At 62.1% G+C, this 15,802-nt stretch carries 7 protein-coding genes and 1 tRNA gene; 2 read left to right on the plus strand and 6 right to left on the minus strand.

The window, feature by feature from the left end; genetic code table 11:
* The 6 genes from C0V97_RS05145 to C0V97_RS05170 form a co-directional block, all read right to left on the minus strand.
* The gene (locus C0V97_RS05145; protein ID WP_127101343.1) at nt 1–5,001 is read right to left on the minus strand and encodes an alpha-2-macroglobulin; all 5,001 of its coding nucleotides are present in this window, start codon (nt 4,999–5,001) and stop codon (nt 1–3) included.
* Between the two features lie 176 nt (nt 5,002–5,177).
* Nucleotides 5,178–6,092 carry a Gfo/Idh/MocA family protein gene (locus C0V97_RS05150; RefSeq protein WP_127101345.1) on the minus strand — a complete coding sequence of 305 codons (915 nt, stop codon included), beginning with the start codon at nt 6,090–6,092 and terminating at the stop codon, nt 5,178–5,180.
* Complete coding sequence (locus C0V97_RS05155; RefSeq protein WP_127101347.1) at nt 6,089–7,390, minus strand: sugar MFS transporter; 1,302 nt, start codon at nt 7,388–7,390, stop codon at nt 6,089–6,091. Before C0V97_RS05155 ends, C0V97_RS05150 begins: the two co-directional genes overlap by 4 nt.
* Nucleotides 7,391–7,695: 305 nt before the next feature.
* On the minus strand, nt 7,696–12,216 hold the full coding sequence (gltB, locus tag C0V97_RS05160; RefSeq protein ID WP_127101349.1) for a glutamate synthase large subunit: 4,521 nt from the start codon (nt 12,214–12,216) through the stop codon (nt 7,696–7,698).
* Nucleotides 12,217–12,221: 5 nt separating this feature from the next.
* Nucleotides 12,222–13,682, minus strand: coding sequence for an NAD(P)-dependent oxidoreductase (locus tag C0V97_RS05165; RefSeq protein WP_127101351.1), 1,461 nt, complete (start codon nt 13,680–13,682; stop codon nt 12,222–12,224).
* A 178-nt stretch (nt 13,683–13,860) separates the two neighbouring features.
* On the minus strand, nt 13,861–14,790 hold the full coding sequence (locus tag C0V97_RS05170) for a complex I NDUFA9 subunit family protein (RefSeq protein ID WP_158625346.1): 930 nt from the start codon (nt 14,788–14,790) through the stop codon (nt 13,861–13,863).
* Between the two features lie 114 nt (nt 14,791–14,904).
* Between C0V97_RS05170 and C0V97_RS05175 the strand changes: the two genes are divergently transcribed.
* Nucleotides 14,905–14,991: transfer RNA gene (locus tag C0V97_RS05175), tRNA-Leu, on the plus strand.
* A gap of 68 nt (nt 14,992–15,059) precedes the next feature.
* The gene (locus C0V97_RS05180) at nt 15,060–15,707 is read left to right on the plus strand and encodes a ribonuclease D (RefSeq protein WP_127101355.1); all 648 of its coding nucleotides are present in this window, start codon (nt 15,060–15,062) and stop codon (nt 15,705–15,707) included.
* Nucleotides 15,708–15,802: the final 95 nt, after the last annotated feature.

Here is a 15,802-nt window from a genome sequence, read left to right on the forward strand (position 1 = left end):
TCAGCGAGGCGCAATGACGATCCGACCGGCCGCCGAGCTTCCCATGACGCCAGGATTGAAGCGATCCCGAACCAATGTTTCGGGCCGCAAAAACTGCCCCGGCGTCACCGCACGCACGATATAAGCGAGCCGGAACGCGCTGGAGCCAAGCTGATCGCGCCCGCTCGGGCGGTAATTTCCCCCGGCGAGGTCGAACGCCGCCACATAGCGATCATCGCGCAGCGCGACATGGGTCGTTCTCGTCGTTTCGCCCAGGAATACCGGCCCGGCATCGGATCGGCGCGTTTCAGACTCCTCATCGTCACGGCTCTGTCCCTTCACCGCCGATTCGATTTCCCAACCGGCAGGAAGCAGATCGGTGAGGATGCAATGATGCGCGTTGCGATCTTGCGCCTCTCCCTGGATCACCACGAGGAAGCGATCATTCTGTCGCCCTTTGGCGGGATCATAGACCGTGCCATCGAGGTTCAGGGTCGAGACATGCATGGTGAAGCCGGATACCACCGCAGCAGGCACCTCTTTCGGGGTGCCGGAGAGCGTGACCGTCAGCCAGAGCGGTGTCGTTCCGCTATTGGTCAGGCGATAACCGTCCAGCTCTCCCGGAGCGGGCATGAAGGAAGCGGGCATCGCGATCGGACGCGGAAGCTCCTTGCCATTGACCGCAATACCGCGCGTCGGATCCGGGCGGTCCATGGCGCGGGCGGCCTCCAGCAGAGCCGTGATGGTCTGTTGTGACATCCAGTCCAGAGGCACGTCGAGCATCGCGAAGCGGTCAGCCAGTTTCTGGGCCATCCCGTTATTGCCGCTTTCAGCCGCCAGGGAGACCAGGCCGCCAAGATCACGCAGATACGTCCAGTAGCCGAGATCGAACAGGGTCGGACGCCCCGAGCGAACCGGACCAAGAGCATTGACCGCCATGCCGAACAGCATATTGCTCATCGGGCGCTCATTGCCGAGCGCCAGACCGCCAGCCAGATGACCCAGGGCCAGGGAATTGGCAAAGGTCGCGCTGGCCGCATTATCTCCCCAGAAGATACGGGTTGCCCCGTCCGACAGCCGTGTGGTCGCCCGATCGCCCAAGGCCCTCAGGGCTGGAATATCGAGCCTGCCTGCACGGGCCAGGAGATAGAGCGCATAAGCGCGTGTCTCGGGCGTGACGGCTGCTTCGGTCCCGCGTGCAGAGCGATCTTCATCGCCCGGTGACTGAACCTGGGAGGTTTCAAGCCAGTCCAGCGCATGGTCGAGCGCATGAGCCGGAACCTTGTAGCCCGCCTCGCGCGCATGGATAAGGAAGTCGACGACGTAGAGCTGCTCCCATGGAAAGAGCGCGCCGTCATTCAGTCGCCATGACCCGAACCGTCCGCCAGCGTCTTCCCGGTCGATCAGCATATCGATGGCGGTCCGGATACGCTTGTCGGCCCCTTCAGGAACGACGAGACGGGCAATCTGCTCATGCCCCTTGAGCGCCAGCAGACCGCGCGCCGAAGCGGCAAGGCTCAGACTATCGGCCCCCATGCCCGATTCAAGCGTCTGAAGCAGGCCTATCGTGTCAATGCCCTTTACTCCGGAATAGCCCAGCGTGACGGCGGAGCTTCCGGGTTCAAACGCGTCGAGCAGGCTGGCCGAGGCCTGATAGCTCTCACCCGGCGCCTGACTCTGGAGGCTGGAGCGGGTGACGGGCAGGTGGCCGGGGCGTATCTGGATGTCCCAGCTGCGCTCGAGCATCACGCGTCCCTTCGGATCCTGCAGCTTTGCCATCAGATGAGCGATACCCGTCTCCTGTGCCTGGAGCGGGATACGGAACGACTGACGCGCACCTTTCGCCAGTTCAGCCTCGACATGGGTCTGACCTGTCAGACGCACGGGACCGCTCGCTGAGAGCGTGACGCTGTAACGGCCAGCCGCCCCTTCCGTATTCACGAGCGAGACGAGGCTCTCCGTCACGTCATGCGGCGCGAGAAAGCGCGGCAGGGTCAGATCGGCGAAGACGGGGTCACGCACGAGCATATCGGATTCCGATGTGCCAAGCGCATCGTCGGACCATCCGGTGACCATCACATGGAGCGTGCCCTCGAAATCGGGTACAGCCAGAGGCACGACGGCCTTGCCGTCATCGCCAACACTGACCTCTCCCGAGAAGAGCGAAACGACGCGGGTGGAGGTGACGGCAAGGCCTGCCCCACCGTCATCGCCCTCATCGCCCCCTTCGCGGATCTCTCCGCCCTGACCAATCGGGGTCATCAGATGCGCATAGCTGTCCTTGACCTCGAGCGCGAAGGCATGGCGGCCATAGACCAGATCGAACACATCGGGCAGCTTCCAGCGCGTCAGGGCCAGAATGCCCTGATCCACGGCCGAGACCACCAGATGCACGTGTTTGGCCCCCCTGACCGTTATCGGGAGATTTGTCGTGACCCGGGGACGGATGACGGACGGCGCAGTCACGTCAAGTTGCAGGCGATGCGCCGACTGATCGATCCCGATATAGCCAAGCCCCACCGCACGAGAGGGTTCGTGAGGGCGCGACGGGGTATCGAGCGGCCTGAAGGCCGTGACCAGAACATAGGCACCACCCGGCCATTTCGCACTGGCGGTGACGGGGATATCCAGTCCATTCCTGGGCAGGGTGACCGTCTGCACGCTCTCGATGCGATCGGTCGCGATGAGAATCTGGGCTTTCCCGGCGAAAGGTGCCTGTACGTGAACGACGGTCTTGCCGCCGATGGGCAGAACCTTGTCCCTGATCGACAGGCTGAGGCGGTCAGGGGCATTGGGCTTTTCAGCCGCGTCGGACCACCAGCCCGTAGTGAAACGCTGTGAACTGGCCGCGTTGCTTTGGGGGTCGGAAATCACCATGCGATAGCGCCCGCTATCGAGATCCGTCGCGAAATGCGCGCGCCCCTGGGCATCAGTGACAAAGTCGCCCGATTTCACCGGTTCGTCGATCACATGGCGCACGAAGTGCCAGCCCCCGCCATTCATGATCCAGTCATAGGTCTCGTTTTCGCGCACGAGAGTCCATTTGAGCGTATGGACGGCCAGAGGGCGATTATCCGGCCCGACGAGGAGCGCATCGACCGGCACGGATTGAGGTGCGCTCTCGCCACTCGACGGCGGGGGCGTCACGCGCACCCCGATGAGAGGCCTGTTGCGCCTGATCGGCAGGGTCAGGGTTTTGCTGACAGCGCGGCCAGCCGGATCAAACAGGCTCACGCGAAGCTCTGCCTTGAGCGGCAGGCTGAGCCCCTGCGGCAATTCCGGGGCGATCGTCAGACGGGCGTGACCCGCCTCATCGGTCTGGGGTACTTCGACATTCTGCTGGTCGGGGCTGAATTCCTGGGTCTGTAACCCGAAAACATATCCTTGCGCACCGGGTACGGGAGCCTCATCGCGCATGATGCGCGTGAACGCCTCCCCCCTCAGATGCGCAGCGGGCGCGCCATAAAGATAACGCCCTGTCAGGGTGACATCCAGCGGCTCACCCTCGGTAATCGCCGGATGCTCGGGCGTGGCATCCACGGCAATCGTCTGGGGCACAAAATCCTGCACAAGAAGTGTGGCCCGTCCGATCGGGGCAGAGGTCGGATCGACCAGGGCTTCGATCGTCCAGCTTCCTGCCGCCGCGCCAGGGGACAGCGGCAGAGCCGTCACGAAGCCGCCATCGGCCTGCGGCTTGAGCAGGTCCGTTCTGGCGCGAACCCCGTCGGGTCGGCGCAGGACAAGCGTCAGAGGCAGATCAGGCAGCGCCTTACCCGTCGAGTCACGCAGAAGGAGCGTAGCATTGACCGTCTCACCGGGTCGGTAGATGCCACGATCGGTGACAATGACGGCCTGTTGCGGCCCCGGCGCAGGGTGACCCTCGGCACCGCGATCGGAAAAATCGAACCATGCCTGGTTCAGCGAGGTCATGGAATAATCGCCATCCGGCCCGGTCGCGATGAGCGATACCGCCTGATCGGCGCCCTTGCCCTTGAGCAGTCCGGGCGCGAATGTGACCAGCCCCTCGCTATCGCTCACCGCCTGCCCCAGATCATCCCCGCCCTGAGCGACAAGGCGAATGGCGACGCCCTTCATGGGCTGGGCCGTGGAGAGGGCACGGGCATAGACATGCAGCCCGTCAGCGCCACGATAGGTCGTGAGCGCCATATCGCTCACATTCACCCAATGCGCCGCAATCGATTGCTCCTCACGCGGGTCATACCCCTCATTGCCGGTGCGCACTCTGGGCAAAGGAGCGGCAATAGCGCTCTCTGCCCGGGGCGTACGCGCATTCTCGGCGGAGACGAGGTAAAGCCCGGGCTTCTGGCCCTGGATCACGCGCGCGATGGGGAAGGCCGTTACCGCGGTAGCGTTGCGCCCGCCCGGCGTATCGAGCGTACCGGACCAGACCTGACTCAAACGCTTCTCGCGCAACGCATTGAACTCGTAGCCGTCCAGCGCGGTCGCGCCCGTATCGATACGCGGATAGCTGCCGTCGCCGCTCATGCTCTGGCTAGCATTGGGCGATACGCGCCAGACGCTGACCCGCACCTGTCCCATATTGACCGTCTGAACATCCAGACCGGCTACACTCCGGCGTGGCAGAATGAAGCCTTCACCGGCGAGGCTCAGGCTGGGTGTCCGGTCCCCGGTAGACATGCCGACAGAAATAGGCGCGTCGAGCGTATTGCCACGCGCATCATGGACACCGGTCGTGAGTGTGACCTTGTAGCGCGTCGCCCAGGCCAGCCCACCGAGGCAGAGATCTCGATTGCGTATGGCGATATCGGGGCGAATGGCCGGAGCGATCTGGACATGATCGGCGTAATGCGGTCCAGCCTGACTATCGAGCGGCGTTGCAAAACGCAGGCAGAATTCCGGGGTCTTGCCGCCAGTATTCAGCAAACTACGCTGGAACTGCATCGTTCCGGCCTGGGCTGCCCCGGCAAGAAGAACAACCGAGGCCGCGGAAAAGGCCAGAAGGCTCTCGCCCCACCAGATACTGTGAACTCGCCGCGCCATGTTTTCTGCCCCGCCGGTTGAAAAAGAGACTCCGTGATGAGCCGAGGGGAAGCGGAAAACAAGTATCGATCACTTAATCTTCATAGATCGATATTTGAAGGTATCGTTCTGAAGCGTCCCACATCAGCGTTCTGCCTGGTGTTTTGGGTAATTGCGGATGTCTATGCCATATTGTGTCAATGTCGGCAGCGCGCTCCATAAGCCAGTGCCTCGCTCACCAGATCGAGCGGTCGAAGATCCAGCGACATCTCTCCCGTGTCGATCAACTGCGCGAAATGGCGATAAACCCCTGCATATTCGCGGCTCTCCTCCAGAGGAATTACGTGCTCTCCCCGGCTCAGATGCGCGCCCCCCTTGGCCAGGCAAAGCGTATCGCCCTCAGGCAGACTCCAGCGGATCTCCCAGATCTCGCTGTCAGGGTCGTGCCGCCAGTCGAAACTTGCAGTGATCGGACAGGCCGTTCTGCCCCCGGTCAGGCTCAGTTCCGCGCGCGCGGGGGCTTGCTGGTCAGCATAGAAATCCAGGCGCGCCTCCTGAAAAACCACCGGCTCCGCATTGGTTGCGGTCAGGATCGACAGGGCATTGATCCCGGCATCGAAAACACCCAGAGCGCCGGGACGCCACAGCCAGTCCGCACCAGGATGCCATTTATCGGCATTTTCCTTCCATGTGATCGCAATCGAAACGGGGTCGATATCGCTCAGCAGGGACCGTATACGGGGGATGGCCGAGGCATAGATCGAGTGCCACGCCGCGAAAATCGTCACACCTTCGGAACGGGCCAGATCGCGCAGCGCCTGGGCCTGGGAGCGGGTCAATGTCGGCGGCTTTTCAAGCAGCACATGCCAACCCGCCTCGATCGCTTCTCGAGCGAGCGCATAGCGCCTGTCTGGCGGGGTGCAGATCGCCACGGCATCAACCGCAATTCCGCTCTCCATAAGTGCCGCAATGCTTTCGAACACGGGAACCGGCAGGTCGACCGGCACGGGTGAGACCGCAGCGACAAGGTCAAAAGACGGGCTCTGTTTCAGGGCGGGAAGATGCTCATGACGGGCAATATGCCCGACACCGATAACTGCAATACGGATCATGGACGCGGCTCCTGCTGAACGGGGGACCGGGTGCCGGGCACGGAGCCCCAGCGCGCATAAAAGACAAGATAGAGATAGCACGCAAAAGGCAGAAGATAGGACAGGGAAAGCCCGATGCGATCAGCCAGGACTCCCTGGAAAATCGCTGCCGCCCCACCTGCAATCGCCATGATCAGCCAGCCTGCCCCCTGCTCCGTCTGGGGACCAAGTTCGGCGATGCCAAGGGAGAAGATCGTGGGGAACATGATGGAATGGCACAGTCCGGTCAGGATGAGCGCCCACATGGCCACCGGGCCGGATGAGGCGATCACCACGAGAATAAGCAGCGCCCCGGCGAGGCTGACCAGCCCGAGCAGCAGGTGCGGGCTGACCCGACGCATCAGCGCGGCGCCAAGAAAACGCCCTGCCATCGCCCCGCCCCAGAAGAAAGCCACGTAATGCGCGGCGTCGGCATGGCTCATATTACCGATCTGCTTCTGGGAGATGAAATTGACCAATGTGCTGCCAATCCCGATCTCACAGATCATGTAGAGGAAGATGGCGGGTACGCCCCAGAACAGGTTGCGGTGCCGCCATACGCTTCCCGGTACGGTTTTGTCTGCATCGGCGTGTTCCGAAGCCGCGCGGCGTCCCGGGTCGATAGCCGGCAGGGGAAAACGCCAGACGATAACGGCCATGATAAGCAGGACAATCGCGATCAGCCCGTAGGGAAGCTGGACCATCTGGGCATCCTGCACCCGTTGGGTCAGGGAGGCGGCGGCATCGCCCGCGGCATTGTCCTCATGGGAGCGCGCGAAGATCAGCACGCCACCGAAAAGGGGGGCCAGTGTGGTTCCGAGCGAATTGAACGCCTGAACCATGGTGAGGCGGCTGGAAGCGGAAGCCTCGTCACCAATGACCACGACATAGGGGTTGGCCGCGACCTGCAACAGGGTGATCGCCGCTGCTAGAAGAAACAGCGCGACGAGGAAAAACCCGTAAGAGAAGAAGGCACTGGCAGGGATGAAAAGCAGACAGGACACCGCCATGCCGACAAGACCGAGGATGACGGCTCCCTTGTAGCCCAGCGCCGAAACGAGACGCGAGGCCGGGAGGGAAATGACCAGATAGCCAAGGTAGAAACAGAACTGCACCAACAGCGAGGCGGTGTAATTCAGCGAGAAGGCCGCCTTGAGATGGGGCACCAGAATATCATTGAGGACGGTCGCAAAGCCCCACATGAAGAACACGCTGGCAAGCAGGGCAAGAGCCCCGACGGAAGACGTCGCCGCTCCGGGTTTTCGGACGGAAGAAAGCATGGACACCCCTGGGATACGGGAATTCCGGCCAAATGGCCGAAGGCATGGCGTCGATGCTAGCGGATGAATTTTATGCAATAAAATAGTTAATGCGGCGTCATATATTCCAATTTGATTATGTAACATGCGCGACGATGATCCGCGTTATTTGCCTCCATGGTCACGGGCAAGTCGGCAGCGCGAAGATGACAAGTCCCGGTCGACGGGTCCAGGGCGCCCCGACGAACAGATCGGGCGCAAAACGACAACAGGGGAGCCGCCCTGAAGCGGCTCCCCTGCTGGCCTTGACCACAGAGCAGCGTCGGTCAGGCCGATAGGGCCTGGTTCGTGCCTGGCAGCTCGTACCCAATGATACGGGCGTAATCCCGTGGCACAACCTGCCAGAATTGCGACAGGACACGGTCCCAGCGATGCAGCAGCTCGGCAGCATGGGCGCTGCCCGTCTCATCCGCATGACGCTGAACGAGCCCGCGCAGGGTTTCCTCCCATTCGCTTCCCGCTTCGACACGTCCCCACAGGACAGTATCGGGATTTACACGACGCTCGAAAGCCCCTTCACGATCGAGCACGAAGGCCATGCCCCCCGTGAACCCGGCTCCGAAATTATCGCCGATATGCCCAAGGATCACGACCGTACCGCCGGTCATGTACTCGCAGCCATTCGAGCCACAGCCCTCGACCACGGCGGTTGCACCCGAGTTACGCACGGCAAAGCGCTCACCTGCCTGCCCGGCTGCGAAAAGCGACCCGGCGGTCGCGCCATACAGAACGGTATTCCCGATGATCGCATTGTCCTCAGACCGCCATGGCGCAGTGGGGGACGGTCGAACGACAATCGTACCACCCGACAGACCCTTGCCCACATAGTCATTGGCATCGCCAACCACGTCGAGCTTGAGGCCCTGAACGGCGAAAGCCCCAAGCGACTGACCCGCCGAGCCACGCAGACGCAGGGTCAGATGTCCCTCGGGCAGGGTCTTCATGCCGAATTTGCGTGTGATCAGCGATGAAACGCGCGTGCCGATAGCGCGATGCGTGTTCTGCACCGTGTAGTGCAGATGCAGCTTCTCGCGATGATCAAAAAGCGGCGTCGCATCGGCGATAACCTGGGCATCAAGCGTTTCCGGCACCTCGTTCCGGCCCTCGCGGGTGCAATAACGCGCATCCGGTCCCGGATCGGCCTGAACCAGCAGCGAGTTCAGATCCAGATCGTCCAGATAATCCGCACCGCGCGAGACCTGACGCAGCAGATCCGTACGGCCGATGATTTCCTCGACGCTCTTGAAGCCAAGCTCGGCCAGAATGTTGCGCACGTCCTCGGCGATGAAGGAGAAGAGGTTGATCACCTTCTCGGGTGTGCCCTCGAACTTGGCGCGCAGCGCCTCATCCTGAACGCACACGCCCACCGGGCAGGTATTGGAATGGCACTGGCGCACCATGATGCAGCCCATGGCCACGAGGGCCGCTGTGCCGATGCCGAACTCCTCGGCGCCCAGCATGGCCGCCATCACCACGTCGCGCCCGGTCTTGAGACCGCCATCGGTACGCAGGGTCACGCGATGGCGCAGACGGTTGAGTGTCAGCACCTGATTGGCCTCGGTGAGCCCCATCTCCCAGGGGAGACCCGCATATTTGATGGAAGATTGCGGGCTCGCCCCCGTGCCACCGCAATGGCCCGAGATCATGATCGCATCCGCCTTCGCCTTGGCCACGCCAGCGGCAATGGTGCCGATGCCGGTACGGGCCACGAGCTTGACCGTGACGGTCGCCTCCGGATTGATCTGCTTCAGGTCGTAGATGAGCTGAGCCAGATCCTCGATGGAGTAGATGTCATGATGCGGCGGCGGCGAAATGAGCGTCACGCCGGGTGTGGCATGGCGTAGCTTGCCGATGAGTTCCGTTACCTTGAAACCGGGCAACTGCCCGCCCTCACCCGGCTTGGCACCCTGAGCGACCTTGATCTCGATCTCGCTGCAATTATTCAGATATTCCGCCGTGACACCAAAGCGCCCCGAGGCCACCTGCTTGATTTTCGAGCTGGCATTGTCGCCATTCTCGCGCGGCGTGAAGCGCGATGCGTCCTCACCGCCCTCACCCGAATCCGACTTTGCACCGATACGGTTCATGGCGATGGCTAGTGTCTCGTGCGCCTCGGGGCTCAGGGCGCCAAGTGAGATGCCTGGCGCCACGAGACGACGGCGAATGGCGGTGATGCTCTCGACGTCTTCCACAGGAATCGGCTCGCGCACCCGGCGGAAATCGAGCAGATCGCGAAGAGCGGTCGGCGGCTGACGACGCACGGCATCGGCGTAACGCTTGAACAGCGAGAAGCTGTCAGTCGAGACGGCCGTCTGGAGCATATGGATGAGCTGGCCGCTGAAGGCGTGGACCTCGCCCTTGCGACGCAGCTTGTAGAGGCCGCCAATCGGCAGCGCATCTACACCGCCCGCATAGGCCGTTTCATGCGCCTTGAGCGCATTGCGGGCCAGACCGGGCAGACCAATGCCGGAGATGCGCGACGGCATGCCGGGGAAGAACTCGGCCACGAGCGCGCGCGACAGGCCGATGGCCTCGAAATTATAGCCCCCACGATAGGCGGAAACGATGGAGATGCCTGATTTCGACATGATCTTGAGCAGACCCTTGTCGAGGGCCTTGCGATAACGTTCCACCGCCTCACGCAGTGACAGCTCGCCGAACAGGCCACGCTGCAAGCGATCCGCGATGCATTCCTGCGCCAGATAGGGATTGACCGTGGTGGCCCCCACACCCACCGTCACCGCCATGCCGTGCACATCCATCACATCGGAGGAACGGACATTGAGTGAGGTGAAGGTACGCAGGGACTGACGCACGAGATGGATATGCACAGCGGCAGTCGCGAGGATCATCGGGATCGCGACGCGCTCTTCGCTCTGTCCCTCATCAGAGAGGAAGAGATGGGTACAACCGCCCCGCACGTAATCCTCGGCCTCGTGGCGGATACGCGCGATGGCATCGCGCAGCCCGGCCTCGCCATCGGCGGCGCGGAAGGTGCAATCCACCGTCGCGCCATCCTTGCCGCAGAAATTGCGCAGCGCCTCGAACTCACCCGTGGTCAGAACCGGGCTCGGAAGCTGAAGCAGGTCGCATTGCTCAGGCGACTGGTCGAGAATATTGCCCAGATTACCCAGACGCGTGACGAGGCTCATCACGTTCATTTCGCGCAGGGAGTCGATAGGCGGGTTGGTGACCTGGCTAAATCCCTGGCGGAAGTAATGGGCAAGCCCGCGATAGGTGCTCGACAGAACCTGAAGCGGCGTGTCGTCGCCCATCGAACCAATGGCCTCTGCCGAGGTCTCGACCATGGGGTGGAGAATGGTCTCCATCTCCTCATGGGTCAGGCTCATGGCCAACTGGCGACGACGCAGCTGGTCGGGGGTGAACAGCACGGGCTCCGCGACATCCGAGCGCACGACCGAGCTGATATTGCGGATATTCTTGGTCCAGGAGGCAAAATCCTGACGCTCGGCCAGGAGATCGAGCAGTTCCTGCGGCGCGTAGAGCTTGGCCTCCTGCAGGTCGAGACCCAGCGTCTCACCCGGCCCGAGGCGCCCCTTCATGCGGGTATTGGCGTCCTGCACGCGCACCATACCGGCTTCGGACCCCACGATAAGCAGATCGTCCTGCGTGATGGTGTAGCGCAGCGGGCGCAGACCGGCGCGGTCGAGCCCGGCCACAACCCAGCGTCCATCGGTCGCACAAATGGCGGCCGGGCCGTCCCAGGGCTCCATCACGGCATTGCAATAGGAGAACAGCGCCCGATGCTTGTCGGTCATGGCCGCATTGCCACCAGCGCTTGCGGGCACCATCAACGTCTTGGCCATGGGTGCATCGCGCCCGGCATGGGTGAGCAGTTCGAACACGTTGTCGAACATCGCGGTATCGGAGCCCGCCGCCTGCACGACAGGCTTGAGATCGCCCATATAGGGGTCGAGCTCGGCATTCGCGAGACGCGTCTCGTGGCTGCGCATCCAGTTCACATTGCCCGAAAGCGTGTTGATCTCGCCATTATGCGCCAGACGGCGGAAAGGCTGAGCCAGCTTCCAGGTCGGGAAGGTGTTGGTCGAGTAGCGCTGATGATAGATCGCAAAGCGTGAGACGAAACGCTCATCCAGCAGATCGGGATAGAAATCCGTCAGGTTCTCGGCGAGGAACATGCCCTTGTAGATGAGCGAACGACACGACAGCGAACATACGTAGAGATCGACCTGCGCGGCGGCGGCGGATTTCTCGATACGGCGGCGGATCACGTACAGATCGCGCTCGAATTCGGCCTCTGAGCGGTTCAGGCGGTTGCGCACCATGATCTGCTCGATCTCGGGGCGTGTCGCATTGGCCTTTTCACCAATACAGGCGGTGTCGATCGGCACCTGACGCCAGCCATAGATGCCATAGCCGAAATCAAGGATCTCGCTCTCGATGATCGCGCGCCCTGCTTCCTGCGCAGCCAGATCGGTCTTGGGCAGGAAGATCATGCCAACGGCAATACGACCCTCGATTTGGTCGTCACCCGCGCTGTGGATGGCCTCGGCGAAGAAATCCTGCGGGATCTCGACATGGATGCCCGCGCCATCGCCCGTCTTGCCATCGGCATCGACCGCACCGCGATGCCAGAGCGCCTTGAGCGCCGCAATACCAGCCAGAACCACGTCACGACGGCGCTTGCCGTCAAGCGCGGCCACCAGCCCGACGCCGCAGGCATCACGCTCCATGGTCGGGTCATAAAGGCCTTCGAGGGCGCGGACATTGTCCTGATAGGACTGGATGAAGCTCTTCTCGGTCATGGCCCTTACTCCGCCGCCACTGCCTGTGCGGCATGGTCTGATGTCATCCTCTCTGCGCCAGAGAGGAATTGGTGCATTTCGGCTGCAGCCTCGCGACCGTCGCGAATGGCCCAGACCACGAGCGAGGCCCCGCGCACGATATCGCCGCCCGCAAAGACGCCCGGCACGCTGGTCTCGAAGCGCCCCGGCGTGACCTTGAGCGTGCCCCATTTGGTTACCGCCAGCTCAGGCGCATTCCAGTCGCCCGGCAGATCTTCGGGGTCGAAACCCAGCGCTTTGATCACGAGATCGGCCTCGATCACAAAGCTGCTCTCGGGCACGGCTTCGACCGACTGACGGCCGGAGGCATCGGGCAGGCTCAGACGCATCTTGTGGGCGCGCACGCCACTGACGCTGCCATCGCCCAGAAAAGCTTCCGGGCCAGCAAGCCAGGCGAAGTTGACGCCTTCTTCCTCGGCGTTTTTCACTTCCTGAACCGATCCCGGCATGTTGGCGCGGTCACGGCGGTACAGGCACGTCACTTTCTCGGCGCCCTGACGGATGGAGGTGCGTACGCAGTCCATGGCCGTGTCGCCGCCACCGATCACAACCACATGCTTGCCCTTGGCATGGAGCACGGCGTCATCGCCCGGCGTTTCATGATAGCCACGGCGATTGGACGCCGTGAGGAAATCGAGCGCCTGGACCACACCGCCCAGCCCACTGCCCGGCACGGAAACCTCGCGCGAGCGATAAACGCCAGTCCCGAGGAAGACCGCGTCATGCTTTTCACGCAGCGCCTCGAAAGAAAGACCACCCTCGCCTTCCCCGATGGGGGTCGAGAGATGGAAGACGATACCCTGAGCTTCGAGCAGTTCATGCCGACGCGCCAGCACGTGCTTCTCGAGCTTGAAGCTCGGGATGCCATAAACCATCAGACCGCCAATACGGTCGTGGCGATCATAGACATGCACCTGATAGCCCAGTGCGCGCAGCCATTCCGCAGCGGCCAGACCGGCAGGCCCTGCGCCGACCACGCCCACGCTCTGCGCGCGCTCGCGGGACGGCATGCGTGGCTTGACCCAGCCTTGATCGAACGCTGTCTCGGTGATGAATTTCTCGACCGCACCGATGGTAACGCTCTCGAAATCCTTCTGGATGACGCAATTACCCTCACACAGGCGGTCCTGCGGACAGATGCGCCCGCAGATCTCGGGAAAGGTGTTGGTGGCTGAAGAAAGGCGATAGGCCTCCTCGAGACGGTTTTCCGCCGTCAGCTTCAGCCAGTCGGGAATGTTGTTGCCCAGCGGGCAATGAACCGAACAGAAGGGCACGCCGCATTGCGAACAACGGCTGGCCTGACGCTCAGCATGATCCACGGCAAAAGCGCGGTAGATCTCGCCGAAATCTTCGCGGCGCTCCGAGGCCGCACGCTTTTCAGGCATCTCCTGCGGCAATGACACAAATTGCAGCATCCGTTCGGCCACGACACGTTCTCCCCATGGGCAAGCAGACGCCATGAGCGCCGCTTTCAAAACATGACGGACAGGTAAGGCAGGCGGCACACGGGCATAAGTCAGAATTGCTTACCTATAACCCGCTTAATCCGCATTTATCTGATAAAATATGCGTTTCGTGTCAGAATAAAGGACCGATACGGTCCTTTCATTTGAGAATAGTTCGCAACACGCTGATTTTTCTCAGATATTCCGGTGCGCGATCATACAGGCTTCGCGGCACGACTCCCAGCGTTTCAAACGACCCTGTCGCTGATGTCACAATATTGTCTTGAGAGAGCATGGCGAGCTGGTCACGCGTCAGCAATTTCCCGGGAAGACGCTCCAAAAGCATCGCCTGGATTTCGGCCAGCCCGTTCGGTACCGACAGCAGGCGGGGCGTGCGTCCAACGGTCTGCGCCACAAAACGCATGATCTCTTCCATAGTGACCTGATGCGGCCCACCCAGTTCAAAGACACCTGTGTGTTCTCCCGTAAGGCATAGGAAGGCAGCGCGCGCTACGTCCTCCACAAAGACGGGTTGCAGCTTCGTTTGCGGATAATAGACCGGCAGTGCCGGGAGGCATTTCGCCATGAGGGCAAACAGCGTCAGGAAACTGTCACCGGGGCCGAACACCACACTTGGCCGCAAAAGCGCTGCACCGGGAAAAGCCGCCATGACACGACGCTCCCCCTCCGCCTTGCTGCGCCCATAGCGCGATGGCGCATCAGGCGCAGCACCAATCGCCGAGACATGGACGAAACGGGACAGTTTTGCCTCGCTTGCCCGCCGCGCGACATTTTCAGCGGCTTCGACATTCATGCGCTCGAATGTCGTGTGCCCTTTTTCGGTCAGGATCGACACCAGATTGATGGCCGCATCGGCGCCCCGCAGCGCGGCGCGCACGGACTCCTTGTCCGTCACGGAGGCGTAAACCGGCATGATACTGCCCTGCCCCGGTTTCGCCGCCAGCGCCGCGGCTTTCTCCGGTGCGCGGGAGGCCACGCGCACGTCATATCCGACATCGGCAAGCTGGCGCACGAGCGCCCGACCGATAAATCCGTTGCCCCCGAAAACGGTGATGATCGAACGGTCCATGGAAAAAATTCCTCTTTTTTTCAGAGGGGGTGTTGACGCTCCCCGCATCCACCGGTAAACGCCACCTCACCGAACGGGATGCCGAAAAAAAACGGCGACCCGGACAGCCTCTGAGCCCAGATGGCGGAATTGGTAGACGCGCAGGTTTCAGGTACCTGTGTCCGCAAGGACGTGGAAGTTCGAGTCTTCTTCTGGGCACCATACGAAAAACGGAAAAGCCGACGAGAAATCGTCGGCTTCCGTTTTTTCTAGCCCCAGGGTTTCCAGACATGGCCGCACCGAGCGCTTCGATCCATCTCCATGATGGTGATCTCCCCGATGATTTCGATCTGGGTCCGGTGGTCGCAGTCGATACAGAAGCCATGGGTCTCAATCCCCATCGTGACCGCCTGTGCCTCGTGCAGCTCTCTGCAGGCGACGGTGAAGCCCATCTTGTCCAGATCCGCCCCAAATCGCTTGGCGGACGCTATGAGGACTGCCCGAACCTCAAGTCCCTTCTGGCTGATGACAGCGTGACCAAGCTCATGCATTTCGCCCGTTTCGATGTCGCCCTGCTTCAGCATGCGCTCGGCATCACGGTCGCTCCCGTCATCTGCACCAAGATCGCCGCGCGTCTGGTCCGCACCTTCACCGACCGTCATGGTCTGGCCCATCTGTGCCGGGAGCTTCTGGGTGTCGATCTGGCAAAGCAGCAGCAGACGTCTGACTGGGGCTCCCAGATCCTGACCCCTGAACAGTTGAGCTACGCTGCCTCGGACGTCCTGCATTTGCATGCGCTCTGGGCCAAGCTCGAGGCATTGCTGATCCGTGAAGGTCGTCGCGAACTCGCGCAGGCCTGTTACGACTTCCTGCCCGCGCGGGGCCGGCTGGACATTCTCGGCTATGAAGAGCCCGATATCTTCTCGCACCGCGCCTGAATCTCGCGCCGGCACCGTACTTGGCCGGCTTTTCTCGCCCGCAACGTGGTGCGCCGTGCCACAAAATGGCCTCTCGCGGGGCTGCAGGATGATTG

Source organism: Asaia sp. W19 (assembly GCF_003994335.1).
GTDB lineage: Bacteria > Pseudomonadota > Alphaproteobacteria > Acetobacterales > Acetobacteraceae > Asaia.